Origin of the sequence: Streptoverticillium reticulum (genome assembly GCF_047456005.1) — a bacterium.
GTDB classification, from domain to species: domain Bacteria; phylum Actinomycetota; class Actinomycetes; order Streptomycetales; family Streptomycetaceae; genus Streptomyces; species Streptomyces reticulum.
In genome coordinates this window covers 6,631,455-6,656,224 of record NZ_CP179755.1, presented here as the reverse complement: position 1 = coordinate 6,656,224, position 24,770 = coordinate 6,631,455, and the positions used below count along the sequence as shown (strand labels likewise).

Genomic DNA, 24,770 nt, shown 5'->3' with positions numbered 1-24,770 from the left:
CGGCCTACAGGGCCAGGTCACGCTTCGCGGCGATCTTCGAGGAGAGCCCGAAGATCTCGATGAAGCCCTTCGACATCGACTGGTCGAAGGTGTCGCCGGTGTCGTAGGTGGCGAGGTTGAAGTCGTAGAGCGACTGCTCGGACTTCCGGCCCGTGACCACGGCCCGGCCGCCGTGCAGCGTCATCCGGATGTCGCCGGAGACGTGCTCGTTGGCCTCGGCGATGAAGCCGTCCAGGGCCCGCTTGAGCGGGGAGAACCACAGGCCGTCGTAGACGAGCTCGGTCCACCGCTGCTCGACCTGCCGCTTGAACCGGGCGAGCTCCCGCTCGACGGTGACGGCCTCCAGCTCCTGGTGCGCGGTGATCAGAGCGATGGCGCCCGGCGCCTCGTAGACCTCGCGGGACTTGATGCCGACCAGCCGGTCCTCGACCATGTCCAGCCGGCCCACGCCCTGGGCGCCGGCCCGCTCGTTGAGCTGCTGGATGGCCTGGAGCACGGTGACGGGCTTGCCGTCGATCGCGACCGGGACGCCCTGCGCGAAGGTGATGACGACCTCGTCGGCCTCCCGGGGGGTGGCCGGGTTCGCCGTGTAGTCGTAGACGTCCTCGATCGGGGCGTTCCAGATGTCCTCGAGGAAGCCGGTCTCGACGGCCCGGCCGAAGACGTTCTGGTCGATGGAGTACGGCGACTTCTTGGTCGTCGCGATCGGCAGGCCCTTGGCCTCGCAGAAGGCGATGGCCTTGTCCCGCGTCATCGCGTAGTCCCGGACCGGGGCGATGCACTTCAGCTGCGGGGCGAGCGAGGAGATGCCGGCCTCGAACCGCACCTGGTCGTTGCCCTTGCCGGTGCAGCCGTGGGCGACGACGCTCGCGCCGTGCTTCTCGGCGGCAGCCACCAGGTGCTTGACGATCGTGGGCCGCGACAGGGCGGAGACGAGCGGGTACTTGTCCATGTACAGCGCATTGGCCTTGATCGCCGGGAGGCAGTACTCCTCGGCGAACTCGTCCTTGGCGTCCGCGACCTCGGCCTCGACCGCACCACAGGCGAGCGCGCGCTTGCGGATGACGTCCAGGTCCTCGCCGCCCTGGCCGACGTCCACGGCGACGGCGATGACCTCGGCGCCCGTCTCCTCGGCGATCCAGCCGATGGCGACGGAGGTGTCAAGGCCGCCGGAATAGGCGAGTACGACGCGCTCGGTCACGGGGTTCTCCTTACGGTGCAGTGCGCTGCGTTCTGCTGCTCTCATGCGCTGGTAGGCATAACTATGCAGTGCGCCGTATGTTTCGTCAATAGCTCGGGGGGGTGAATCGTTCGGGTGTGGGTGTCGGCCGGGCGTTCTACGATGCGACTATCGACGAGTCCGAGCAGGGGAGGTTGCCATGACCGTGCAGGACGACTTCCTGCGGGAGACCATCGAGCGCGCCGCGGCAGTGTTCGAGGGCTTCAAGATCGAGGCTGTGGGGGACCGGATCGTCATGACGCCGCAGAGCGACATTCAGGGGTGGACGGTCCGCCGCATCCTCAATGCCATCGAGGACAGCGGTATCGACGAGGACCGATTCCTGGCCGACGTCTTGATCCGATTCCCGGGTGAGGCGCCACGCTGCCCTGACGTCGCAATCATGGAAGAGGGGGCAGAGAAGCCCTACTCACACGAGGCCTTGTTGGCTGCCGTCGAAGTTGTCTCCACGAAGCAGGATGCCAACGACTACGAGATCAAGGTGCGGCAGTACGCCCGCTTCGGCGTCCCGGCCTACCTCATCGTCGACCCGTTCGAAGGCGTATGCCACCTGCTCAGCCTCCCTGAGGGTGACGAGTACACCAGCTGCCGAAAGTTTACGTACGGCGCGACAGTGACTCTCAACCTGGCGGACGGCAGCAAGGTTGAGATCCCGACAGACAAGTTCAAGCGCTGGAACTGAACAGCCGGACCGGCCTGGCCACATAGCCGCCGAAGCCGCCCGGTCCGGACGCGCGCTCCCGTCGGACATCGCCACGGCCGAGGACTGGGTCGCCCTCGACCCCGCCGTGCGCCGGCTGTGGGTCCTCCCCGACACCGAAGGCGAGTCGTCGCCGGCCATAGCCCTCTGCAACCCCAACGGCCACATACGCCAGGCCGCCCCCGGCGCCGCCGCCCTCCTCCCCCTCGTCACCATCCGTTGCGCGGACTGGGTGGCCCCGGTACGCGAGCAGGCGCGGGAGCTGCTCCGCAGCGCACTGCCCGACACGCGCCTCGAAATACTGGCCGCGGTCACCGCCGTCGCCCTGCGCACCGCGCAACGGCAGCACGGCGGCTTCGCCCACGAACTCGTGGTGGCGGCGGCACGGGAACCCGGCGCCGTCGACGCCCTGTTGACCTGCAAGGACAGGTCCGCCCGGCGCCTCGGGCACCGGATCGCCGTCGAACAGGGGCGGTTCTCCCCCGCCCGCCTCGCGGAGATCGCGGCCGCCGACAGCGACATCGTCGTCCAGGACCTCTGCGCGAACGCGGCGCTCGCCGCCACGCCGCAGGACGACCAGATCATCGAGCCGCTCCTCGGCTCCCGCCAGTCCCGCATCCGCGCGGCCGGCGTGACCGCGCTCAACCGCACCGGCGACACCGGGCGGGCCAGCGCCTTCCTCGCCGACCGCTCCGGTCTCGTACGGGCCTGCGCGCGTTGGGTGCTGCGGCAGCACGGCATCGACCCGGTGCCGTACTACCGCACCGCGTGCGCCTCCCCCGGCGCCGTCGCCGGCCTCGGCGAGTGCGGCACTCGCGCGGACGCCGCGCTGCTCCGGCCACTGCTCGCGCACCCGCGGCCGGGGGTACGGACGCGGGCGGTCGCGGCCTTGCGTGCACTGGGTGCGGACGACCCGGAACAGCTGATGCCGCTGCTGGACGACCCGTCGGGGGCCGTGGTCCGCGAGGCCGCCGTCAGCCTCACGCCCTCCGCCGACCGCCTCCCCGAGGCGTGGCTGCGGGAACGCCTGACAGCCGACCGCCCCGACCACGTACGGAAGGCGTCCTTCCGCCTGCTGTCCGCGCACCGCTCCATGGCCCGGCTCCGCTGCTTCCTCGACCTGCTGGACGACCCCCACCCCACCCTGCGCGCGGCCGCCCGCACCTCCCTCGCCCGCTGGGCTCCGGCCGACGCGGCGGCGGGGTACCGGGCCCTTGCCGACGAGGACCGCGCCCGGCTGGACGCGCAGCTCGACAGTGCCGCCGCGACCATCGGCGAGCGGAAGGTGACCGTGCTGCACTGGTACCTGCAGGCATCCCGCTGACCCCGGATTTGGATCACGGGGCGGAACAGGATATTTTCTTTCTGCACGCCCCACCGGGAACAACCCGGAGGGAACGGGCACCGGGACGTGGCGCAGCTTGGTAGCGCACTTGACTGGGGGTCAAGGGGTCGTGGGTTCAAATCCCGCCGTCCCGACACGGTGGCGAAGGGCCGCCGAGGATTCTTCCTCGGCGGCCCTTCGCATGTCCGGCAGACAGCGGCAGAGGGGCGCCGGACCCCGGCGCCCCCGCCCCCTCACCGCTCCTTCTGCGCCAACCTCAGCAGATGGTCCGCCAGCGCCTGCCCCCCACTCGGATCCCGGCTGATCAGCAGGAGCGTGTCGTCGCCCGCGATCGTGCCGATGATCTCGTGGACGCCCGCCTGGTCGATGGCCGAGGCGAAGAACTGGGCCGCGCCCGGCGGGGTGCGCAGGACGACCAGGTTGGCGGAGGCCTCGGCCGAGATGAGGAGTTCGGCGGCCAGGCGGCCCATGCGGGCCTCCGAGGCGGATTCGCCGAGGGGGGCGCGGGGGGTGCGGTCGCCGCCCTCGGAGGGGACCGCGTAGATCAGTTCGCCGCCGGTGTTGCGGATCTTGACCGCGCCCAGCTCGTCGAGGTCGCGCGAGAGCGTGGCCTGGGTGACGGAGAGGCCGTCGTCGGCGAGCAGCTTGGCCAGCTGGCTCTGCGAGCGCACCGGCTGCCGGCCGAGGATGTCGACGATCCTGCGGTGGCGTGCGGTGCGGGTCTGCGGCACGGCCGGTCCGCCGCCGGCGTGGAACGGCTCGGTCTCCTGCGCCTCGGGCATCTTTACGTCAGTCTCCGGATCATCTCGTTCCTCGTGCGGCGTCCAGGACACCGGGCAGGGCCTGGAGGAACGTCTCCACGTCATCCTCGGTGATGATCAGCGGAGGTGCGAGGCGCACCACGTCGGGTGCGACCGCGTTCACCAGGAGGCCGGCTTCCTGTGCAGCCTGCTGCACCGTCGGTGCGAGGGGCTCGGACAGGACAATACCCAGCAGCAGGCCCGCACCACGGACGTGGTCGACGAGCGGGTGGTCGAGCGCAGCGATCCCGTCACGCAGCAGGGCGCCCGTGTGCTTGACGCGGTCGAGGATCCCGTCCGTCTCCAGGGTGTCGAGGACGGCCAGGGCGGCCGCGCAGGCGACCGGGTTCCCGCCGAAGGTCGAGCCGTGCTGACCTGCCGTCAGCAGGTCGGCCGCGGTGCCGAAGGCGACGGTGGCGCCGATGGGCAGTCCGCCGCCCAGGCCCTTGGCAAGGGTGATCACATCCGGTTCGATCCCGTGCCCAAGGTGGTCGAACCAGTACCCGGTACGGCCGATACCTGTCTGGATCTCGTCCAGGACGAGCAGGGTCCCCGTGGCCCGGGTGATCTCGCGGGCGGCGGCCAGATAGCCGGGCGGCGGGACGACGACGCCGTTCTCGCCCTGGAGCGGTTCCAGGATCACCATCGCCGTCTCCGTCGTGACCGCCGCGCGCAGCGCCTCGGCGTCCCCGTACGGGACGTGGGTGACGTCCCCCGGCAGCGGCAGGAACGGCTCCTGCTTCGCGGGCTGGCCGGTCAGGGCGAGGGCGCCCATGGTGCGGCCGTGGAAGCCCCCGGCGGCCGAGACCATGTGCGTCCGGCCCGTGCGCCGCCCGATCTTGAACGCCGCCTCGACCGCCTCCGCACCGGAGTTGGAGAAGTAGACGCGCCCGGGACGGCCCGCGAGGGCGAGCAGCCGCTCGGCGAGGGCGACGGTGGGCTCGGCGGTGAAGAGGTTGGAGACGTGGCCGAGGGTCGCGATCTGCCCGGTCACCGCCCGGACGACCGCGGGGTGCGCATGGCCGAGGGCGTTGACGGCGATGCCGCCCACGAAGTCCAGGTAGCGCTTGCCGTCGGCGTCCCACACCGCCGGGCCCGCGCCGCGCACGAGGGGGATGCGCGGGGTGCCGTAGTTGCCCATCAGGGCGCCCTGCCAGCGCCGGGTGAGCTCGTCGTTGGTCACGCCTGCCCCTCCTCCGTGTCCGGCACGACCATCGTGCCGATGCCTTCATCCGTAAAGATCTCCAGCAGGATCGAGTGCTGGACCCGCCCGTCTATCACGCGGGCGGTGGTGACGCCGTTGCGGACGGCGTGCAGGCACCCCTGCATCTTGGGCACCATGCCGCTGGCCAGCTGCGGCAGCAGCGCCTCCAGTTCGCTCGCGGTGAGCTTGCTGATGACCTCGTCGCTGTGCGGCCAGTCCTCGTACAGGCCCTCCACGTCCGTCAGGACCATCAGCGTCTCCGCGCCCAGCGCGGCGGCGAGGGCGGCCGCGGCCGTGTCGGCGTTGACGTTGTAGACATGGCCGTCGTCGCCGCTGCGGGCGACGGAGGAGACGACGGGGATGCGGCCGTCGTCCAGCAACGTCTCGATGGCGCCGGTGTCGATGTGGGTGATCTCGCCGACGCGGCCGATGTCGATGCGCTCGCCGTTCAGCTCCGCGAAGTGCTTGACGGCGGTCATGGTCCCGGCGTCCTCGCCGGTGAGGCCGACGGCCAGCGGGCCGTGCTGGTTGAGCAGCCCGACCAGCTCTCGCTGGACCTGTCCGGCGAGCACCATGCGCACGACGTCCATGGCCTCGGGCGTGGTCACCCGCAGCCCGGCCTTGAACTCCGACTCCAGGCCCATCCGTTCCAGGGCGGCGCTGATCTGCGGGCCGCCGCCGTGCACGACGACCGGGCGCAGCCCGGCGTGCCGCAGGAAGACGACGTCCTTCGCGAAGGCCGCCTTGAGCTCGTCGTCGACCATGGCGTTGCCGCCGAACTTGATGACGACGGTCTTGCCGTGATGGCGCGTCAGCCAGGGCAGCGCCTCGACGAGGGTCTGCGCCTTGGGCAGGGCGGTGTGCTTGCGGGTCGGGGTGCTCATGAGGAGTAGGCGCTGTTCTCGTGGACGTAGTCGGCGGTGAGGTCGTTGGCCCAGATCACGGCGGACTCCGTGCCCTCGGCGAGATCGGCGGTGATGCGGACCTCCCGGTAGCGCATGTCCACCAGGTCGCGGTCCTCGCCGACCGAGCCGTTCTTGCAGACCCATACGCCGTTGATGGCGACGTTCAGCCTGTCCGGGTCGAAGGCGGCCGAGGTGGTGCCGATGGCGGAGAGCACCCGGCCCCAGTTGGGGTCCTCGCCGTGGATGGCGCACTTGAGGAGGTTGTTGCGGGCGATGGACCGGCCCACCTCGACGGCGTCGTCCTCGGTGGCCGCGCCGACGACCTCGATGCGGATGTCCTTGCTGGCGCCCTCCGCGTCCCCGATGAGCTGGCGCGCCAGGTCGTCGCAGACGGTCCGGACGGCCTCGGCGAAGGCCGCCGGGTCCGGGGCGACGCCGGAGGCGCCCGAGGAGAGCAGCAGCACGGTGTCGTTGGTGGACATGCAGCCGTCGGAGTCGACCCGGTCGAAGGTGGTGCGGGTGGCGGTGCGCAGCGCCTCGTCCAGGCCGGCGGCGTCGACGTCGGCGTCGGTGGTCAGCACGACGAGCATGGTGGCCAGGCCCGGGGCGAGCATGCCGGCGCCCTTGGCCATGCCGCCCACCGTCCATCCCTCGCCCTGGGCGAAGGCGGTCTTGTGGACGGTGTCGGTGGTCTTGATGGCGATGGCCGCCTTCTCGCCGCCGTGCGGGGACAGCGCGGCGGCGGCCTTCTCGATGCCGGGCAGCAGCTTGTCCATCGGCAGCCGGACGCCGATCAGGCCGGTGGAGGCGACAGCGATCTCGCCCGCGTTGTGGCCGAGCACCTCGGCGGCCTTCTCCGCGGTGGCGTGCGTGTCCTGGAAGCCCGCCGGGCCGGTGCAGGCGTTGGCGCCGCCGGAGTTGAGGACGACGGCGGAGACCTCGCCGCCCTTGAGGACCTGCTGGGACCACAGGACGGGCGCGGCCTTGACGCGGTTGGCGGTGAAGACGCCGGCAGCGGCCCGGCGGGGGCCCTCGTTCACCACCAGGGCCAGGTCGGGGCTGCCGCTCTCCTTGATCCCTGCGGCGATGCCCGCCGCCGTGAATCCCTGTGCTGCGGTGACGCTCACTGCATCTCCTTGTCGGCTTCCTGGGGGGACGGGTCCCGGTGGACGGCACGCCGGGGGCGGGCCGGGGTCTCGCACGGCGCCAGCCGCGCGAGGACGGTGGCGACGATCTTGCGCACGCTCATGGCGCCACCCCCGTGGCCGGCAGGCCCAGGTCCTCGGGGAGGCCGAGGGCGAGGTTCATGCTCTGCACGGCGCCGCCCGCGGTGCCCTTGGTGAGGTTGTCGATGGTGCTCACCACGACGATGCGGGACGCGTCCTCGTCGAGGACGGCCTGCACCAGCGCGGTGTTGGAGCCGAGGACGGCGCCGGTGGCCGGCCACTGGCCCGCGGGCAGCAGGCGGACGAACGGCTCGCCCTCGAAGGCCTTCTCGTACGCCGCGCGCAGGGCCTCGGCGGTCACGCCCGGGCGGGCCTTGGCGCTGCAGGTGGCGAGGATGCCGCGGGGCATGGGCGCCAGGGTGGGGGTGAAGGAGACGCCGACCCGCTCCCCTGCGACGGCGGAGAGGTTCTGGATCATCTCGGGGGTGTGCCGGTGGCCGCCGCCGACGCCGTACGGGCTCATCGAGCCCATGACCTCGCTGCCGAGCAGGTGCGGCTTGGCCGCCTTGCCCGCGCCGGACGTGCCGGAGGCGGCGACGACCACGGCCTCGGGCTCGGCGAGCCCGGCCGCGTACGCGGGGAAGAGCGCGAGCGAGACGGCGGTCGGGTAGCAGCCGGGCACGGCGATCCGGCGGGTGCCGCGCAACGCCTCGCGCGCGCCCGGCAGTTCGGGCAGACCGTACGGCCAGGTGCCGGCGTGCGGGGAACCGTAGAAGCGTTCCCACTGCGCCGCGTCGGTGAGCCGGAAGTCCGCGCCGCAGTCGACGACCAGCGTCTCGTCGCCGAGTTCCGCGGCGACGGCGGCGGACTGCCCGTGGGGCAGGGCGAGGAAGACGACGTCGTGCCCGGCGAGCGCGGCGGTCGTGGTGGGCTCCAGCACCCGGTCCGCCAGCGGCGACAGGTGCGGCTGCAGGGCCCCGAGGGGCTGGCCGGCGTTGGAGTTCCCGGTCAGGGCGCCGATGCGGACGCCGGGGTGCGCGAGGAGCAGGCGCAGCACTTCGCCGCCTGCATATCCGCTCGCTCCGGCCACCGCCGCGCGTATCGCCATGGGTCCGTCCCTCCTCCTGGGTTGGCATGACTATACGGAGAGCTGCACGTTTATGCAATACCTGGAATAGGTGTGCGGATACGGCCGCGTCGATGGCCGAACCCTCCAAATCCCGGCAGCCCGTCTCCGTGGATCACGGCATTCGCCGTGCGCATCTGCGCTGGCAGAGTCGTTGGCGAGTTGTTCGACCACAACAAAGGGGGTTGCAGATGAACGGCATGGAGGACGTGGTGGTCACCGGTCTCGGGGCCACGACGCCGCTGGGCGGGGACGTCGCCTCGACCTGGGCCGGGATGCTGGCCGGGGAGTCGGGCATCCGCGCGATCGAGGAGGACTGGGCGCAGCAGCTGCCCGTCCGGATCGCGGGACGGCTGAAGACCGAACCGGCCGAGGTGCTGGACCGGGTGCAGGCCCGCCGCATGGACCGCTGCGAGCAGATCGCGCTCGTCGCCGCGCGCGAGGCGTGGGCGGACGCGGGGCGCCCGGAGGTCGACCCGGAGCGGCTGGCCGTGGTGATCGGCACCGGCACCGGGGGTGCGCTGACGCTGCTCGGCCAGGACGACGTCCTGGAGGCCTCGGGGGTGCGGAAGGTGTCCCCGCACACCGTTCCCATGCTGATGGCGAACGGTCCCGCGGCCTGGGTCAGCATCGAGCTCGGGGCGCGGGGCGGCGCCCACACGCCGGTGAGCGCGTGCGCGTCCGGGGCCGAGGCGATCGCCATGGGCCTGGACCTGATCCGCCTCGGGCGGGCGGACGTGGTGGTGGCGGGCGGCACCGAGGCCTGTGTCCACCCGCTGCCGCTGGCCGGCTTCGCCCAGGCCAAGGCGCACTCGACGCGCAACGACGAACCGGGGCGGGCCTCGCGGCCGTTCGACGTGGACCGGGACGGGTTCGTCATCGGCGAGGGCGCCGTGGTGGTCGTCCTGGAACGGGCCGGGTTCGCCGCGGCACGGGCCGCGCGGGCACATGCGGGGCTGGCCGGGGCCGGGGTGACGTCGGACGCGTTCCACATCACCGCGGCGCATCCCGAGGGGCAGGTGCGGGCGATGCGGGGCGCGTTGGAGAGTGCGGGGGTCTCCCCGCGCGATGTCGGGGTGGTGCACGCGCACGCGACGTCCACGCCGCAGGGCGACCTGGTGGAGGCCGAGTCGGTGGCCGAGGCGGTCGGGCTGCACGCGGCCGTGACCGCGACGAAGTCGATGACGGGCCATCTGTTCGGGGCGGCGGGGGCCGTGGGGGCGCTGGCGGCGATCCTGGCGGTGCGGGACGGGGTGGTTCCGGCGGTGCGGAACCTTGAGGCGCTGGATCCCGAGGTGAAGCTGGACGTAGTGGCCGGGGAGCCGCGACCGGGGCGGTACGAGGCTGCGTTGGCCAACGCGTTCGGGTTCGGCGGGCACAATGCGTCGCTGGTGTTCACGCGGGTGGGGTGACGGTGTCATTGCGAGTGCGGGCCGGTTGTGGCCGGTCGCGCAGTTCCCCGCGCCCCTGAGGGGGCGCAACCCGAGGGCGGGACCGCGGCGCCCCACCCACCACCGCGCCACCCGCTCCCGGGTGCATGCGCACCGCGCCCACCAGCGCCCCCACCGACACCAGCGCCAGCAGGCAGAAGGCCACCGCGTACGCGGACCCCGGCCGTACCCACTCCCCCGCCCGGAGGGCCACCGTGGCCGCCGCCACGCCCAGCCCGGCGGCGGCCTGCTGGGCCGTCGACTGGAGGGTGTTCGCGTGGCCCATCCGCTCCTGCGGGACGTCCGCGAAGGCGATGACCTGGTAGCACGTCAGCCCCAGCGAGCGTGCGGCGCCGCTCACCACCGCGAGAGCGGCGATCAGTGCGATCGGCGTGCCGGCGGTGAGGAACCCGCAGAGGACCGTCGTCGCGACGACGCCCGCCGCGGCGGTCACCAACAGGGGCCGGAAGCCGAACCGTTGGAGGAGCCGGGTCGTCGCCGGCTTGATGCCTATGTTGCCGACGAAGACGAACAGCACCATCGCTCCCGACTTCACCGCGCTCCAGCCGAAGGCCTCCTGGAAGAGCAGCGGCAGCACGAACGGGACCGCCGCGACAGTGATCCAGAACAGGGAGCCGCCGGACACCGACGCCCGGAAGGCCGGGATCCGCAGGGTGCGCAGGTCGACGAGCGGGTGCTCGGTGCGCAGCAAGTGCCGTGCCGCAGCGGCCAGCAGCGCCACGGACAGCACGCCGAAGACGGCCACGGGCGTCCCCTGCGCGTGCCGGTCCGACAACAGATGGGCTGTCCAGGTCAGCGCACCCAGCCCCGTGGACGTCAGCAGGACACCGGTCCGGTCCAGCCGCGGCGGAGCCGCACGGCCCGGCCCGTCGTCGACCAGGCGCCACGCGACGGCGAACGCCACTGCCCCGAGCGGGATGTTGACGAGGAACATCCAGGGCCAGCTCGCACACGTGGTGATCAGTCCGCCCAGCAGCGGCGCGATCACCGGTGCCACCAGACCGGGCCAGACGACGTACGAGATGAGCCGGGGTATGTCCGGCTTGTCCACCCCCGACACCACCATCAGCCGGCCCACCGGCACCATCATCGCTCCCCCGGCGCCCTGCACGACCCGCATGGCCACGAGCCATCCGAGGCTCGTACTCAGCGCGCAGGCCAGCGAGGCCGCGGTGAAGACGGCGATGGCCGTGAGGAAGACGCGCCGGGGGCCGAAGCGGGCGGCCAGCCAGCCGCTGAGCGGTATCAGGACCGCCAGCGTGACCAGATAGGCCGTCACCACCAGGCCGATCGCCGTCGGTGCGACGCCCAGTGCGGCACCCATCCGGGGTGCGCCGGTCGACACGATCGTGCCGTCGAGGTTCTCCAGGAAGAAGCATCCTGCGACCAGGAGCGCGGTGTTGCGGTGTTTGCTGTCGATCACCCGTTCATGGTGCGCGGCACCGACCCTTGACCACAAGTTCCGCGTCGGAACACTAGAGTTGCGCCCCATGCAACTCCCCGACATGAACCTCCTCCCCGCCCTCCACGCCCTGCTCCGCGAGGGCAGCGTCACCGGTGCCGCCGCCGAGATGCACGTCTCGGCCTCCGCCATGAGCCGCACCCTGGGGCGGCTGCGCCGGGTGGTCGGGGATCCCCTGCTGGTGCCCGCGGGGCGCGGGCTGACGCTCACGCCGCGGGCGCTGGAGCTGCGGCCGCAGGTCGAGGCGGCGCTGCTGGGGGCGCTGACCGCGCTGCGGCCGCCGCAGCCCGTCGACATCGCCACGGTGGAGCGGGAGTTCACGCTGCGGACCAACGACGCGATGGCCGTCGTCCTCGGTCCCGCGCTCACCGAGCGCATCGCGCAGCAGGCGCCCGGCATCCGGCTGCGGATCCTGCCCGAGGGCGACGAGGACCCCGCGGACCTGCGCGACCGCATCGACCTGGACCTCGGCTCCCTGCCCGCCCTCCCCCACGACGTGCGCAGCACCCCGCTCTCCCGGCACCGTCACGCCGCGGTCTCCCGCGCCGCCGCCGCGCATGCGGACGAGCCCCTGACCGTCGAGCGCTTCGCCGCGATCCCGCACATCACCGTCTCGCGGCGCGGCAGGGCCCACGGCGTCGTCGACGAGCGGCTGGCCGAACTCGGCCTGAGCCGCCGGGTCCTGGCCACCGCGCCGTCCTTCGTCACGGCCTGCTTCCTCGTGCTGCAGTCCGACGCCCTGGCCCTGCTGCCGGAGGCGGTGGCCGTCCGGGCGGCCGGCGTGATGCCGTTGCACGTGCGCGAGATCCCGCTGGACCTGCCGGCGGTCACCGTCGGCATGGCCTGGCATCTCCGCGTCGACGCCGACCCGGCCCACCGGTGGCTGCGGGCCGCGGTGGCCCGGATCGCGGCACAGGAGGAGCCGGGCCTCAACTGAGCGCGGAGCGCAGCCGGTTCACCCCCTCCGTCAGCTCCGCCGTGCCCGCCACGCCCGCGAAGCTCAGCCGGACGTGCGGCGCGGGCGGTTCGGCGGAGTAGTACGGGCGGCCGGGGGCGACGGCGACGCCGGCTCGCAGGGCGGCCGCGGCCAGGGCGTGTTCGTCCGTGCCGTCGGGAAGGCGCGCCCAGAGGTGGAAGCCGCCGGGCGGCACGAAGTCCACGGTGGTTTCCGGGAGTTCCCGGCGCAGGGCGGCGAGCAGCGCGTCGCGGCGGGTGCGCAGGGCGGCGGCGACGGCGCGCCGGTGGCGGGGCCAGGCGGGCGAGCCGACGAGTTCGAGGGCGGCCTCCTGGAGCGGGCGGGGCACGAAGAAGCTGTCGACGACCTGGATCGCCCGCAGCCGGTCGAGGACCGGGCCCCGGGCGGCGAGGGCGCCCACCCGCAGGCTGGGCGAGGTGAACTTGGTGAGCGAGCAGACGTGGACGACGATGCCGTCGGGGTCGTCGGCGGCGAGCGCGGGCGGCAGCGGCGGGGCGTCCTCGTGGGCCAGGCGGCGCGCGAAGTCGTCCTCGACGACGAACGCCCCGGCCTCGCGGGCCGCCCGCAGGACCTCCTGCCGCCGCTCGGGGGCCAGCACGGCACCGGTCGGGTTGGCGAAGAGCGGCTGGCAGACGAACACCCGGGCGCCGCTGGCCCGGAACGCCCGCTCCAGCAGGTCGGTCCGCACGCCCCGGTCGTCGGCCGGCACGGGCACGGGGCGCAGCCCGGAGGCGCGGGCGGTGGCGAGCATGCCGGGGTAGGTGGGGGACTCGACGAGCACGGGTGCGCCGGGCGGGGCCAGGGCGCGCAGGGCGACGGCGAGGGCGCTCTGGCCGCCCGCGGTGATCAGGACGTCGGAGGGGGCGAGGGTGCCGGAGGGCCCGCCGATCTCGCGGGCGAACCAGGCCCGCAGGTCGGCGACGCCCTCGACGGGCGGGCGTCCCCACACTCCGGGCCGGCGCCCGGCCCGGCCGAGGGCGGCGGCCAGGGCGCGCTCGGGCTGCAGGGCGGGGTGGAGGTAGCCGCTGTGCAACTCGATGACGCCGGGCGGGGGTTCGGCGAGGGTGTCGAGCACGCCGGAGGCGTCCACGGAGCGGGGGACGGCCTCCTCGCCGGTCTCCGCGCTGAGCGCGATCTGCTGCCAGGAGGTGTCGCCGCTCCGGGAGGGCGGGCCGGTGCGTTCCGCGCGGAAGGCGCCGGCGCCGGGCCGGGTGACCACCAGGCCCTCGGCGGCCAGGGCGGCCAAGGCGCGGGTGACGGTGACGGGGCTGACCCGGAAGCGTTCGACGAGGGCCCGGCTGGACGGCAGCTTCTCACCCGGCGAGTAGCGGTCGAGCTCGCCCCGGAGAGTCCCGGCCAGTTCCGCCACGCTGTTACTCTCGTGCATGACAGTACAAGATAGCGCTATCGGTCGCAGTGCGATAGCGGTGAACGGGGGAACGCTGCTGGCCGCGCTCGGCGTGGTGGCGTTCTCGCTGACCTTCCCGGCGACCGCCTGGGCCCTGGAGGGTTTCGGGCCCTGGTCGGTGACCGCGTGCCGGATGACCCTGGCCGGGCTGACGGCGCTCGGCGCCCTCCTGGCGCTGCGCGCGCGGCTGCCCCCGCGCCGTCACTGGGGCGGGCTGTGCGTCGTGGCGGGCGGTGTCGTCGTCGGCTTCCCGCTGCTGACCACGCTGGCCCTGCAGACCTCGACGACCTCGCACGCGGCGGTGGTGGTCGGCCTGCTGCCGCTCACCACGGCGGCGTACGCGGCGGTGCGGACCCGCACCCGGCACGCGTGGACGTTCTGGGCGGCGGCGCTGGCCGGGGCGGCCGTGGTCGTCGCCTTCGCGCTGCTGCAGAGCGGCGGGGCGCCCTCCCGGGGCGACCTCCTGCTCTTCGCGGCCCTGGTGGTCTGCGCCGCGGGCTACGCCGAAGGGGGCCGGCTCGCCCGGGAGATGCCGGGGTGGCAGGTCGTCGGCTGGGCGCTGGTCCTCTGCCTGCCCGTGGCCGTCGCGGGGGCGGCCGTCGCGCTGTCCGCCGAGCCGGCGCGGCTCGGCTGGCACGCGGTCTCCGGGCTGCTGTGGCTGGCGCTGGGCTCGCAGCTGCTGGGCATGGTCGTCTGGTACCGCGGCATGGCCGCGATCGGGGTGGCCCGGGCCAGCCAGCTGCAGCTCGCGCAGCCGCTGCTCACGCTGGTCTGGTCGGTGGCGCTGCTGGGCGAGCGGCTGTCCCCGGCGGCGCCGGCCGCCGCGGTGGGCGTGCTCGTCTGCATCGCGGTGACGCAACGGTCACCGTAAACTTGGCAGCGTTCCCACAGTGCACGTGTCCAACCTCATCGGAAGGGGCACCGTCGATGCATGCGAGCAAGGGCGACCGGCTGGTGGTGCACGGCAGGGTGGTCGGGCAGCAGGACCACACCGTCGAGATCGTCGAAGTGCTGGGACCCAAGGGCAACCCGCCGTACCGGGTCAAGGACGCCAAGGGGCACGAGACGATCATGTCCCCCGGCCCCGACTCCGTCGTGGACCACCGCAAGGCCGCGGACAGGACCTGACAGCCCCCTGCAGACCCCTCGGCTCACCGCGGCGGGCGCGCGCGGTGCGGGTAGTGGTCCCGCACCACGCGCGCCATCGCCCCGATGGGGTCGGAGACGACCTGCTTGGCCGAGAAGTAGGCGTTGCCCTGCACCTCCGGGTGGGCCGCGTCCAGCGTGAGGTGCCGGGAGAGCTCGGCCGGGTCCTGCCAGGGCGCGGGCTGTGCGGGGTCGCCGGCCCGGTAGAGGGCCTCGCCGACGTAGAGGTGCACGCCCGTGCCGCGGACGGTCTCCGCCCACCAGGGCACGAGCTTCGCGTAGTCGGCGGCGCGGTTGCCGATCTCCCAGTAGATCTGCGGAACGATGTAGTCGATCCATCCCTTGCGAACCCATGAGCGGGTGTCCGCGTACAGGTCGTCGTAGGTCTGCACCCCGGCCCGGGTGTCCGAACCCCGGGGATCCGTCGTGCGGTTGCGCCACACGGCGAACGGGCTGATGCCGAACTGCACATGCCGCTTGCGGCGCTTGATGCGCTCGCCCGTCTCCCGGACCAGCCGGTCGATGTTGTCGCGCCGCCAGGCCGCCCGGTCGGGGAAGCCGGCGCCGTGGCGCTCGTAGGCCGCCGTGTCGTCGAAGGCCTGGCCGGAGACGGGGTAGGGGTAGAAGTAGTCGTCGAAGTGCACCCCGTCGAGGTCGTAGCGCCAGACGGCGTCCAGCATCGCGTCCTGGACGAAGCGGCGGACCTCGGGCAGGCCGGGGTTGTAGTAGAGCCTGCCGCCGTAGGGCAGCACCCAGTCCGGGTGCACCCGCGCGGGATGGCCGGGCACCAGCCGGCCCGGGTCGGTGTGGTTGGCCACGCGGTAAGGGTTGAACCAACCGTGCAGCTCCAGGCGGCGCTTGTGCGCCTCGCGCACGGCGAAGGCCAGCGGATCCCAGCCCGGGGAGCGTCCCTGATGGCCCGTCAGGTACTCCGACCAGGGCTCGTAGCGGGACGGCCAGAAGGCGTCCGCGGTCGGACGGACCTGCAGGATCACGGCGTTGAGCCGGCGGGCCACGGCGGTGTCGAAGAGGGCGAGGAGCTCGGCCCGCTGGAGGTCCGGGGCCAGGCCGGGCCGGGAGGGCCAGTCGATGTTGGCGACGGTCGCCGTCCACATGCCACGGAACTCCCGCTTCCGCCGGGTCCGCCCCTGGGGTTCGGGTTCCAGGGCCCCGGCCTCGCCGGTCGCCAGCAGGGCCGTCATGGCTCCGGCGGCTGCCACGGTGAAGCCTCTTCGGCTGATTCGCCCCATATGGACGCCTCCTTGAATGCACCCTGTCAGAACAGTCACACCGTCTGCATCAGCATGCCCACCCAGGGGCCCTCCGCACCGCACGCTTGCGGAGGTAACGTCGTGAGCAGAGTCCGGATCAGTGCAGTGCAGGATCAGCGAAGACCGAAAGGCACGACGTGAGCGACATCGAACGCGTGGGAGTGGTGGGCTGCGGCCAGATGGGCGCCGGTATCGCGGAGGTGTGCGCCCGCGCCGGCCTGGAGGTCAAGGTCGCCGAGACCACCGGCGAGGCCCTGGAGCTGGGCCGCACCCGGCTGACCAACTCCCTCGCCAAGGCCGCCGAGCGCGGCAAGATCACCGAGGAGGAGCGGGACGCCACCCTGGCGCGGCTCAGCTTCACCACGGACCTGGGCGAGTTCGCCGACCGCGACCTGGTCATCGAGGCGGTCGTGGAGAACGAGCAGGTGAAGACGGAGATCTTCCAGGTCCTCGACCAGGTCGTGACCCGGCCCGACGCGATCCTGGCCTCCAACACCTCCTCCATCCCGCTGGTCAAGCTCGCCGTGGCGACCTCCCGCCCCGACCAGGTCATCGGCATCCACTTCTTCAACCCGGCCCCGGTGCAGCAGCTCGTCGAGCTGATCCCGGCGCTGACCACCTCCGAGGAGACGATCAAGCGCGCCGACACCCTGGTCGGCCAGATCCTCGGCAAGCACGCCATCCGCGCCCAGGACCGCTCGGGCTTCGTCGTCAACGCCCTGCTCATCCCCTACCTGCTGTCCGCGATCCGGATGTTCGAGTCGGGCATCGCCAGCCGCGAGGACATCGACAACGGCATGGAGCTCGGCTGCGCCCACCCCATGGGCCCGCTCAAGCTCTCCGACCTGATCGGCCTGGACACCGTCGCCTCGGTCGCCGACAGCATGTACGCCGAGTACAAGGAGCCGCTGTACGCCGCTCCCCCGCTGCTGCAGCGCATGGTCGACGCGGGCCGACTGGGTCGCAAGACCGGTTCGGGCTTCTACACCTACTGAGACATCTGCCGAGCCGTCCGCCGGGCCGGCGCGCGCCCCCTTCACACGGGGTGTGCGCCGCTGACCCGTGAACACCCTCCGCACACGCTCCCGCCCCGCCCCACGAAGCGGTTGACTCGCCTCAGCAGGCAAGCAACGGATTCACCTTCCGGAAGGGGTACGGACCGTGACCATCCATCCCGAGCACACGGCCGCGAAGGCGGCTGAGCTCGCGGAGCTCCGGCGCAGCTTAGATGTGGGTGTCGTCCGCATCGACGGCCGGCTCGCTCTGCTGACCCAGCGCAGCGAACAGGCGGAGCACGAACTGGAGGAGATGGCCGAGCGGCTGCGGGCCCTGGAGCACGGCCGGTGGCCCCTGCCGTCGCTGGCCGCGCTCACCGGCCTGGCCGGCCTGGCGGTCGCCGTGTGGCAGGCGTCCGGCCGATGAGCGCGGGGTGCGCGTGATTCATTCTGCGACCCCCGTGGTCCCCGTTGTCCCCGTTACCGGATCGGTCAGCCGAGCCGGATGTGGTGCAGCAGGAGCAGGGCCGCCGCCATGTTGGCCGCCGGCACCTCGCCCCGGGCGATGAGGTCGGGCGCCAGCTTCAGCGGCACCCACTCACGGCGGTCCGACTCGAAGGCGTCCTCCGGGTCACCGATGTACTCCGCCTCGTCCGCCCAGTAGATGTGATGACGGGCGTCGGTGAGCCCGTTGGACGGCTCGACGGACATCAGGTGCCGCAGGGGACCCGGCCGCCACCCCGTCTCCTCCTCCATCTCCCGGGCCGCGGCGCTCGCGATGTCCTCGCCGTCGTCGACGACGCCGGCCGGCAGCTCCCAGCCCCAGTTGTCCGTGATGAAGCGGTGCCGCCACAGCAGCAGGACCTCATTGGCCGCATTGACCACCGTGGCCACGGCAACGGGCCGCAGCCGGATGAGGAAGTGGTCGAGGTGGCGGCCGTCGGGGAGTTCGACGTCCGCGAGATTGACCCGGAACCATCGGTTCTCGTAGACGGTCAGCTCCCTGAGATTCTTCCAGCGCACGTGTCTGCCACCTTCCGCCGAGGTGGCCACCTCCCCGGGGGCTGTCCTCACCAGGGTCACAAGGGCACGCGCAACGCCCCGTCGATCATCTCGGCGGCCTCGGCCGTGGCCGCGCACCCGCTTTCGATCAGGTGCTCGCGCACCGCCCGGAGCCGGTCCCGTAAGCGCTGCGACTCCATGCCTCTCGCCTGCTCGGTCATCTCCCGTGCGGTGGCCACCGCCTTGTCCGCGTCTCCCTGACGCAGCTCGATGTGCGTGAGCATGGCGAGCCGGTGGACACGGCCCCGGTCGTGCGCGGGGGTGTCGACGGCCCGGTCCGCGTGCTCACGGGCGGGTCCGAGGTCGCCGAGGCTCAACAGGGCCTCCGCCACCTGCACGTTCACCAGTCCCGGCTGCACGTAGCCGGTCTCGGCGGGCTCCTGGCCGCGGTGGATGCGCTCGGCGGCGGACTCGGCGCGCCGGATGCAGGCCAGCGCCCCGGCCCCGTCCCCCAGCCGGGCATAGGACTTGGCCTGCATGGCGTAGAGATCGGCGGCGAGCGCCGGGGTGAGCTGCGGGCCCGCGGCCCGCAGCGCCGACTCGGCGAAGGCGACCGCCTGCCGGTGCTCCCCCATGAAGAGCGACTGGTTGACGAGGAGCGCTATCACATACGCCCCCAGCCCCCGGTCCCCGCTGGCCTTGGCGAGCCGCAGCGCCTGGTGGAAGTAGCGCTGGGCGAGTCCGTGCGCGTCGGAGTCGTAGGCGCAGATGCCGGCGACGGCGACCAGGCCCCCGGTGGCCCGGTGCAGCTGCCGCCCCGTGGCGTCGGAGTAGCTGCCGCGCAGCAGGGGCGCGGCCTCGGCGTTGAGGAAGCCGACGACCCTGCCGCGGGTCGCCACTCCCCCGGCCTTGCGGTACATCTGCTCGTAGTGCGCGCGGGCGGCGCGCAGCATCTCGATGTCGTCCATGGAGACCCGGGTCAGGCCGCGCCGGGAGACGTCGGCGTCCTCGGGCGGGTTCTCCCACTCCCAGACCGGGATGACGGCGGGGGTGCCCGTGACGGCGGGGGCCCGCACGACGTGTTCCCGCTGCTGTTCGTCGGAGCGCCACAGGGCGGTGGCGCGCTCGACGAAGCCGGACAGCGGGGTCCCGGGCACCCGGGGGGTGCCGGGGGTGCCGAGGCCGATGTCGTCGAGGGTCAGCGCGCGGTGCAGCCGCTCGCCGAGGACCTCGCAGATCAGGTCCGGCACCTGGCCGCGCGGCCGCTGGCCCTTCAACCACCGGGCGACGGCGGTGTGTTCGTAGCGCAACGCCAGTCCCCGGGCCCGGCCCGCCGCGTTGATGTGGGCGGCCAGGCCGGCATGGGAGATGCCCGCCTCGTCGAGGACGGCGTCGAGCAGTGTGTTGGGCTCCATCCTGCCCTCCGGTGCGCTCGGTGGGATCAGCGTAGTGGGGATCCGTTCGCACGGGGTGTGAACGGGCCATCGCCGCCGGAGCGTTCAGGACCGGCCACAGGGCAGGGCCAGGGGGCCGGGCAGGGGCGGGCCGTCGCTGCCGATGGCGAGCAGGGCGAAGTCGTCGGCGAGCAGGCCGCGGGTGTGGCGCAGCAGGGCGGCCTTGACGCGCTCGACGATCGCCGCGGGCACCAGCGGGGCGCTGCGGACCGCGTCGGCCAGGGCCCCGGCGAGCGGGAAGAGCCGGCCGGCCCGGTCCCGGGCGTCCTCGGCGCCGTCCGTGTGCATGACCAGGGCCTCGCCGGGCGCGAGCGGCGGCAGGGGCACCAGGGGAAGCCGGGCGGGGAGCGGGAACAGCCCCAGCGGGGGCAGCGGGTCGCCGGGCTCCAGGGCGACGACCCGTGCGGTGCCCTCCGGGGTGCGGGTGAGGTGGTGCGGCCAGGGGTGCCCGCAGTTGAGGGCGGCGACGTGGCCCTCCCCGCGCACCTCCAGGAGCAGGACGGTCGCGAAGTCCTCGGTCTCCGACGGGCCGGGCGGCCCGGTGCGCGCCTTCTCGCTCAGGTGCCGCTGCAGTGCGCGCTCCAAGCGGCGCAGCACGTCGGGCAGTTCGGCCTCGTCGTGCGCGGCGTCGCGGAAGGAGCCGAGCAGCGCGGCCACGGTGGCGATGGCGGGGATGCCGTGCCCGCGCACGTCGCCCATGACGAGGCGCACGCCGTGCGGGGTGGCGAGCACCTCGTAGAGGTCCCCGCCCATCAGGGCTCCCTCGCTGGCCGACAGGTGGACGCCGGCCAGCGTGATGCCGTCGATCCGGGGCGGCAGCGGGCGCAGCACGGCCAGTTGGGCGGCGGCCGCCACCTGCCGGACCTGCTCCAGCTGGCCGAGCAGCCGCAGCCCGCGGCCGCTGGTGAGATAGCTGGCGCCGACGACGGCGAGGATCGCGCAGCACGTGCCGAGCCGGGCGGCGGCCCCCGCCCGGGCGACCGGACCGATCGGCAGCAGGGCGAGCAGCGCGCAGAGCCCTCCGAGCAGCACGCACCGGCGACGGCCGGTGCCGGCACAGGCGATGGCGGGTGCAGCTGCGAGCAGCTGCATGAACTCGGTACCGAGGGGGCTCACGCACTCCCAGGCCAGCACTCCGGAGACCCAGAGCCCGGGCAGGACGAGGACGAGAGCCCGCCGGAACCGCAGAAGAGCCCCGGTACGGATCATTCCGTCGGTCCCCCTAGCGCAACGACGGGCCGATTCTCGCCGACAGGTTCCGGCCTGGGGAAGGTGACGTCGCCCCGGTTCCACCCTATTGAGTGATATTCGGCAGGCGTTGCCTGACAGCGGTGCGATAGAGGCGAAGGGCGCCCCGGAGAAGCGGGGCGCCCTTCGGCACTGCGTCGGAACGCGGGCGTCAGCCGCGCAGGACCGCGCCGGTCCGCTCGACGGCCGACTGCACCGCGGCCTCACGGGCGGCCGTGGCCTCCTCGGCGGTCAGGGTGCGGTCGGAGGCGCGGAAGCGCAGCGCGTAGGCCAGCGACTTCTTCCCCTCGCCCAGCTGCTCGCCGGTGAAGACGTCGAACAGGCGCAGCGACTCCAGGAGTTCGCCCGCGCCGTCCTTCAGCGCCGCCTCGACGTCGGCCGCGGGGACCGAGGCGTCCACGACGAGCGCGACGTCCTGCGTGGCCACGGGGAACGCCGACACGTGCGGGGCCTCGACCGGACCGGTGCCCGCCCGCTCCAGGAGGTCGAGGTCGATCTCCATGGCGCAGGTGCGCTCCGGCAGGCCGAACGCCTTGGTGACGCGCGGGTGGAGCTCACCGGCGCCGCCGACGCGCACCTCCTGGCCGCCCACCACGGCGAACAGCGCGGCGCAGCGGCCCGGGTGGAACGGCGCCGCCTGGCCCTGACGGACGATCAGCTCGACACCGGCCTCGCGGGCGACCGTGCGGCCCGCCTCGACGGCGTCCGCCCAGTCGGCCGGGCGGCCCTTGCCCCACCAGCCGGCCTGCTCGCGGGCACCGGCCAGGACGACCGCCGCACGGCGCGGCTGCCGGGGCAGCGCGGCGTCGAGGGAGGCGAGCTCCTCGTCGGTCGGACGGCGGTCGATCGGCAGCCGGGCCGGGGTGACCTCCGCGCCGGTGGGCAGGAAGACCAGGCCCGTCTCGAAGAGCGCCAGGTCGTGCTCGCCGCGGCCGTCGTTGCGGCGCAGGGCGGCGAACAGCCCCGGCAGCATCGTCGTGCGCAGGGCGGGCTCGGTGTCCGAGAGCGGGTTGGCCACGCGCACCACGGTGCGGCGTGCGTCGTCCGCCTCCAGGCCCAGGTGGTCCAGCGCCTCCTCCCCGATGAAGGGGTAGTTGAGCACCTCGGTGTACCCGGCACCGGCCAGCGCCCGGCCCACCCGGCGGTGCAGGCGCTGACGACCGGTCAGGCCGCGCCCGGCGGGCGGCTGCGGGAGGGTGGCGGGCAGGTTCTCGTAGCCCTCGAGCCGGATGACCTCTTCGGCCAGGTCGTTCGGGTCGGTGAGGTCGGGCCGCCAGCTGGGGACGGTCACGATCAGCTCGTCCTGACCGTAGACGTCGCAGCCGACCTGCTGGAGGCGGCGGACGACGGTCTCCCGGCCGTACACGACGCCGGCCACGCTGTCCGGGTGGTCGGCACGGATGGCGATCGTGCGGGGCGCGCTCGGCGCGGTGATCTCGGTGACGCCGGCCTCGGCCGTGGCGCCGGCCAGCAGCACCAGCAGGTCGACGGTGCGCTGGGCCGCGGCGGACGCGGCCTGCGGGTCGACGCCGCGCTCGAAGCGCTTGGACGCCTCGGAGGTCAGCTTGTGACGCCGGGCGGTACGGGCGACCGGCACCGGGTCGAAGTGCGCCGCCTCGATGACGACCTCGGACGAGCTCTGCGCCGCCCCGTGGTCCGCGATCTCGGTGTCCGCGCCGCCCATCACACCCGCCAGGCCGATGGGGCCGCGGTTGTCGGTGATGACCAGGTCCTCGGCGTCGAGGACGCGCTTGGCGCCGTCGAGCGTGGTGAGCTTCTCGCCGGGCTGCGCACGGCGCACGCCGATCGGGCCGTCCAGGAGCGAACGGTCGTAGGCGTGCAGCGGCTGGCCGAGCTCGAGCATCACGTAGTTGGTGATGTCGACCGTCAGCGAGACCGGGCGCATGCCGGCCTTCTGCAGCCGGCGCTGCAGCCAGAGCGGCGAACGGGCCTCGGCGTCGATGCCGGTGACCGTGCGCGCGGTGAAGCGGCTGCAGCCGACCGGGTCGGCGATCTGCACCGGGTAGCCGTGGGCGTTGGGCGCCGGGACGTCCAGCAGGGCCGGGTCGCGCAGCGGCAGGCCGTAGGCGATGGCGGCCTCGCGGGCGATGCCGCGCATCGACAGGCAGTAGCCGCGGTCGGGGGTGACCGCGATGTCGAGGACCTCGTCGACGAGCTGGAGCGGCTCGATCGCGTCGGTGCCGACCTCGTGCTCCGGGGTCAGCACGATGATGCCGTGCGTGCCGTCGTCGCCCATGCCGAGCTCGTCGCCCGAGCAGATCATGCCGCGCGAGACCTTGCCGTAGGTCTTGCGCTCGGCGATGGCGAAGTCGCCGGGCAGGACGGCGCCGGGCAGGGCCACGACGACCTTGTCGCCCACGGCGAAGTTGCGGGCGCCGCAGACGATCTCCTGCGGCTCGCCGGTGCCGTTGGCCCGGCCGACGTCGACCGTGCAGAAGCGGATCGGCTTGCGGAAGCCCTCCAGCTCCTCGATGGTCAGCACCTTGCCGACCACCAGCGGGCCGGTGAGGTCGCCGCCGAGCTGCTCGACGCGCTCGACCTCGAGGCCCGCGGCGATGAGCTTGGCCTGCACGTCGCGGCCGGTCTCACCGGCCGGCAGGTCGACGTATTCCCGCAGCCAGGAAAGCGGGGCGCGCATCAGATCTCCATCCCGAACGGCCGGGTGAAGCGGACGTCACCCTCGACCATGTCTCGCATGTCCTCGACGTTGTGGCGGAACATCAGCAGTCGCTCGATGCCGAAGCCGAACGCGAAGCCGCTGTACTTCTCCGGGTCGATGCCCGCAGCGGTCAGCACCCGCGGGTTGACCATGCCGCAGCCGCCCAGCTCGATCCAGCCCTCGCTGGAGCAGGTGCGGCAGGGGCGCTCGGGGTCGCCCGCCGAGGCGCCGCGGCACACGTAGCACTGCATGTCCAGCTCGGCCGACGGCTCGGTGAACGGGAAGTAGTTGGGACGCAGCCGGGTCGTCAGGCCCTCGCCGAACAGGGAGCGCACCATGTGCTCGATGGTGCCCTTGAGGTCGGCCATGGTCAGGCCCTCGTCGACGGCGAGGAGCTCGACCTGGTTGAAGACCGGCGTGTGCGTCGCGTCGAGCTCGTCCATGCGGTAGACGCGGCCCGGGCAGATCACGTAGATGGGCGGCTCGCGGTCGAGCATCGTGCGGACCTGCACCGGCGAGGTGTGCGTGCGCAGCACGACCTCGGACTCGGCCTGCTTCTCCGGTCCCTGGACGAAGAGGGTGTCCTGCATCGCGCGGGCCGGGTGGTCCTTGGCGATGTTCAGGGCGTCGAAGTTGAACCACTCGGCCTCGACCTCGGGGCCCTCGGCGACCTCGTAGCCCATGGCCACGAAGACGTCCTCGATGCGCTCCGAGAGCGTGGTGATCGGGTGACGGGCGCCCGCGGGGATGCGGTCGTAGGGCAGCGTGACGTCCACCGCCTCCTCGACCAGCACCCGGGCGTCGCGCTCGGCCTCCAGCTCGGCCTGCCGGGCGGCGAGGGCCTTGCTGACGGCACCGCGGGCCATGCCCACGCGCTTGCCGGCCTCGGCCTTGGCCTGCGGGGGCAGGGCGCCGATCTCGCGGTTGGCGAGAGCGAGCGGGGAGGTGGGTCCGGTGTGCGCGACCTTGGCCTCGTGGAGGGCGTCGAGGCTCGCCGCGGCGGCGAAGGCGGCGAGCGCCTCGTCCCGCATGCGCTCGATCTCTTCCGGTTTCAGTGCCTCGACCTCGACAGGGTCGTACGACTTATTGGGTGCGGACATCTCTTCCCGTGCTTCCGATTGGCTTTGGCTGGCTTCGCTGCGCTGCGCGGCTTCGCCCCGACGGCTTTGGACCGAGGCGGTGCCAAAGGTG

Annotated in this window: 23 protein-coding genes and 1 tRNA gene; 9 read left to right on the top strand and 15 right to left on the bottom strand. The window is 73.1% G+C overall.

Annotation, left to right across the window (positions count from 1 at the left end):
* Positions 1 to 4: 4 nt before the first annotated feature.
* Positions 5 to 1,201 carry an argininosuccinate synthase gene (locus tag ACMATS_RS30645; protein ID WP_390779009.1) on the bottom strand — a complete coding sequence of 399 codons (1,197 nt, stop codon included), beginning with the start codon at positions 1,199 to 1,201 and terminating at the stop codon, positions 5 to 7.
* A gap of 178 nt (positions 1,202 to 1,379) precedes the next feature.
* Here ACMATS_RS30645 and ACMATS_RS30640 point away from each other — a divergent pair, with 178 nt between their 5' ends.
* From ACMATS_RS30640 to ACMATS_RS30630, 3 genes are all read left to right on the top strand, one after another.
* Complete coding sequence (locus tag ACMATS_RS30640; RefSeq protein WP_171085893.1) at positions 1,380 to 1,922, top strand: Uma2 family endonuclease; 543 nt, start codon at positions 1,380 to 1,382, stop codon at positions 1,920 to 1,922.
* A 106-nt stretch (positions 1,923 to 2,028) separates the two neighbouring features.
* The gene (locus tag ACMATS_RS30635) at positions 2,029 to 3,264 is read left to right on the top strand and encodes a HEAT repeat domain-containing protein (RefSeq protein WP_414169729.1); all 1,236 of its coding nucleotides are present in this window, start codon (positions 2,029 to 2,031) and stop codon (positions 3,262 to 3,264) included.
* A gap of 81 nt (positions 3,265 to 3,345) precedes the next feature.
* Positions 3,346 to 3,419 (top strand) — tRNA-Pro (locus ACMATS_RS30630).
* A gap of 99 nt (positions 3,420 to 3,518) precedes the next feature.
* Here ACMATS_RS30630 and ACMATS_RS30625 read toward each other — a convergent pair.
* From ACMATS_RS30625 to argC, 6 genes are read right to left on the bottom strand one after another with little or no spacing between them, the layout of a single operon-like run.
* Complete coding sequence (locus ACMATS_RS30625) at positions 3,519 to 4,067, bottom strand: arginine repressor (RefSeq protein WP_336414301.1); 549 nt, start codon at positions 4,065 to 4,067, stop codon at positions 3,519 to 3,521.
* Between the two features lie 19 nt (positions 4,068 to 4,086).
* Positions 4,087 to 5,268, bottom strand: coding sequence for an acetylornithine transaminase (locus ACMATS_RS30620; RefSeq protein WP_391154278.1), 1,182 nt, complete (start codon positions 5,266 to 5,268; stop codon positions 4,087 to 4,089).
* On the bottom strand, positions 5,265 to 6,173 hold the full coding sequence (gene argB / locus ACMATS_RS30615; RefSeq protein WP_390779006.1) for an acetylglutamate kinase: 909 nt from the start codon (positions 6,171 to 6,173) through the stop codon (positions 5,265 to 5,267). The genes ACMATS_RS30620 and argB overlap by 4 nt, the downstream gene beginning before the upstream one ends.
* On the bottom strand, positions 6,170 to 7,321 hold the full coding sequence (gene argJ / locus ACMATS_RS30610; protein WP_414169728.1) for a bifunctional glutamate N-acetyltransferase/amino-acid acetyltransferase ArgJ: 1,152 nt from the start codon (positions 7,319 to 7,321) through the stop codon (positions 6,170 to 6,172). The genes argB and argJ overlap by 4 nt, the downstream gene beginning before the upstream one ends.
* Positions 7,318 to 7,443: a hypothetical protein gene (locus tag ACMATS_RS30605; RefSeq protein ID WP_255316257.1), complete on the bottom strand. Its 126-nt coding sequence runs from the start codon at positions 7,441 to 7,443 to the stop codon at positions 7,318 to 7,320. Before ACMATS_RS30605 ends, argJ begins: the two co-directional genes overlap by 4 nt.
* Positions 7,440 to 8,468 carry an N-acetyl-gamma-glutamyl-phosphate reductase gene (gene argC / locus ACMATS_RS30600; RefSeq protein WP_414169727.1) on the bottom strand — a complete coding sequence of 343 codons (1,029 nt, stop codon included), beginning with the start codon at positions 8,466 to 8,468 and terminating at the stop codon, positions 7,440 to 7,442. The genes ACMATS_RS30605 and argC overlap by 4 nt, the downstream gene beginning before the upstream one ends.
* 209 nt (positions 8,469 to 8,677) lie before the next feature.
* Here argC and ACMATS_RS30595 point away from each other — a divergent pair, with 209 nt between their 5' ends.
* Complete coding sequence (locus ACMATS_RS30595; RefSeq protein ID WP_414169726.1) at positions 8,678 to 9,898, top strand: beta-ketoacyl-[acyl-carrier-protein] synthase family protein; 1,221 nt, start codon at positions 8,678 to 8,680, stop codon at positions 9,896 to 9,898.
* Here the strand turns inward: ACMATS_RS30595 and ACMATS_RS30590 are convergent.
* A complete protein-coding gene (locus ACMATS_RS30590; protein WP_414169725.1) occupies positions 9,882 to 11,360 on the bottom strand; it encodes an MFS transporter in 1,479 nt (492 codons plus the stop codon). The two genes, ACMATS_RS30595 and ACMATS_RS30590, sit on opposite strands and share 17 nt — an antisense overlap.
* A 67-nt stretch (positions 11,361 to 11,427) precedes the next feature.
* On the opposite strand from ACMATS_RS30590, the gene ACMATS_RS30585 reads away from it, so the two are divergent.
* Positions 11,428 to 12,336 carry a LysR family transcriptional regulator gene (locus tag ACMATS_RS30585; RefSeq protein ID WP_414169724.1) on the top strand — a complete coding sequence of 303 codons (909 nt, stop codon included), beginning with the start codon at positions 11,428 to 11,430 and terminating at the stop codon, positions 12,334 to 12,336.
* On the opposite strand, the gene ACMATS_RS30580 is transcribed toward ACMATS_RS30585, so the two are convergent.
* The gene (locus tag ACMATS_RS30580; RefSeq protein ID WP_414169723.1) at positions 12,329 to 13,762 is read right to left on the bottom strand and encodes a PLP-dependent aminotransferase family protein; all 1,434 of its coding nucleotides are present in this window, start codon (positions 13,760 to 13,762) and stop codon (positions 12,329 to 12,331) included. The genes ACMATS_RS30585 and ACMATS_RS30580 overlap by 8 nt on opposite strands.
* Here ACMATS_RS30580 and ACMATS_RS30575 point away from each other — a divergent pair.
* The gene (locus tag ACMATS_RS30575) at positions 13,761 to 14,654 is read left to right on the top strand and encodes a DMT family transporter (RefSeq protein WP_414169722.1); all 894 of its coding nucleotides are present in this window, start codon (positions 13,761 to 13,763) and stop codon (positions 14,652 to 14,654) included. The two genes, ACMATS_RS30580 and ACMATS_RS30575, sit on opposite strands and share 2 nt — an antisense overlap.
* Positions 14,655 to 14,710: 56 nt before the next feature.
* Positions 14,711 to 14,911, top strand: a complete 201-nt coding sequence (locus ACMATS_RS30570; protein ID WP_414169721.1) for a DUF1918 domain-containing protein — start codon at positions 14,711 to 14,713, stop codon at positions 14,909 to 14,911.
* 23 nt (positions 14,912 to 14,934) lie between these two features.
* On the opposite strand, the gene ACMATS_RS30565 is transcribed toward ACMATS_RS30570, so the two are convergent.
* Positions 14,935 to 16,179 (bottom strand): glycoside hydrolase family 10 protein, encoded by a 1,245-nt coding sequence (locus tag ACMATS_RS30565; protein WP_390778997.1) that lies wholly within the window; start codon positions 16,177 to 16,179, stop codon positions 14,935 to 14,937.
* A 158-nt stretch (positions 16,180 to 16,337) separates the two neighbouring features.
* On the opposite strand from ACMATS_RS30565, the gene ACMATS_RS30560 reads away from it, so the two are divergent.
* Entirely contained in the window at positions 16,338 to 17,195 is an 858-nt protein-coding gene (locus ACMATS_RS30560; RefSeq protein WP_336414289.1) for a 3-hydroxybutyryl-CoA dehydrogenase, read from the top strand.
* A gap of 166 nt (positions 17,196 to 17,361) precedes the next feature.
* Positions 17,362 to 17,622, top strand: coding sequence for a hypothetical protein (locus ACMATS_RS30555; RefSeq protein ID WP_171085865.1), 261 nt, complete (start codon positions 17,362 to 17,364; stop codon positions 17,620 to 17,622).
* A gap of 65 nt (positions 17,623 to 17,687) precedes the next feature.
* Here the strand turns inward: ACMATS_RS30555 and ACMATS_RS30550 are convergent, their stop codons facing one another.
* The 5 genes from ACMATS_RS30550 to pheS form a co-directional block, all read right to left on the bottom strand.
* On the bottom strand, positions 17,688 to 18,218 hold the full coding sequence (locus tag ACMATS_RS30550; RefSeq protein ID WP_390778996.1) for an NUDIX hydrolase: 531 nt from the start codon (positions 18,216 to 18,218) through the stop codon (positions 17,688 to 17,690).
* Between the two features lie 56 nt (positions 18,219 to 18,274).
* Positions 18,275 to 19,612, bottom strand: a complete 1,338-nt coding sequence (locus tag ACMATS_RS30545; protein ID WP_336414286.1) for a tetratricopeptide repeat protein — start codon at positions 19,610 to 19,612, stop codon at positions 18,275 to 18,277.
* 84 nt (positions 19,613 to 19,696) lie between these two features.
* Positions 19,697 to 20,860 carry a PP2C family protein-serine/threonine phosphatase gene (locus tag ACMATS_RS30540; protein ID WP_414169720.1) on the bottom strand — a complete coding sequence of 388 codons (1,164 nt, stop codon included), beginning with the start codon at positions 20,858 to 20,860 and terminating at the stop codon, positions 19,697 to 19,699.
* Positions 20,861 to 21,050: 190 nt separating this feature from the next.
* The gene (gene pheT / locus ACMATS_RS30535) at positions 21,051 to 23,558 is read right to left on the bottom strand and encodes a phenylalanine--tRNA ligase subunit beta (protein ID WP_414169719.1); all 2,508 of its coding nucleotides are present in this window, start codon (positions 23,556 to 23,558) and stop codon (positions 21,051 to 21,053) included.
* Complete coding sequence (pheS, locus tag ACMATS_RS30530) at positions 23,558 to 24,679, bottom strand: phenylalanine--tRNA ligase subunit alpha (protein WP_390778993.1); 1,122 nt, start codon at positions 24,677 to 24,679, stop codon at positions 23,558 to 23,560. The genes pheT and pheS overlap by 1 nt, the downstream gene beginning before the upstream one ends.
* Positions 24,680 to 24,770: the final 91 nt, after the last annotated feature.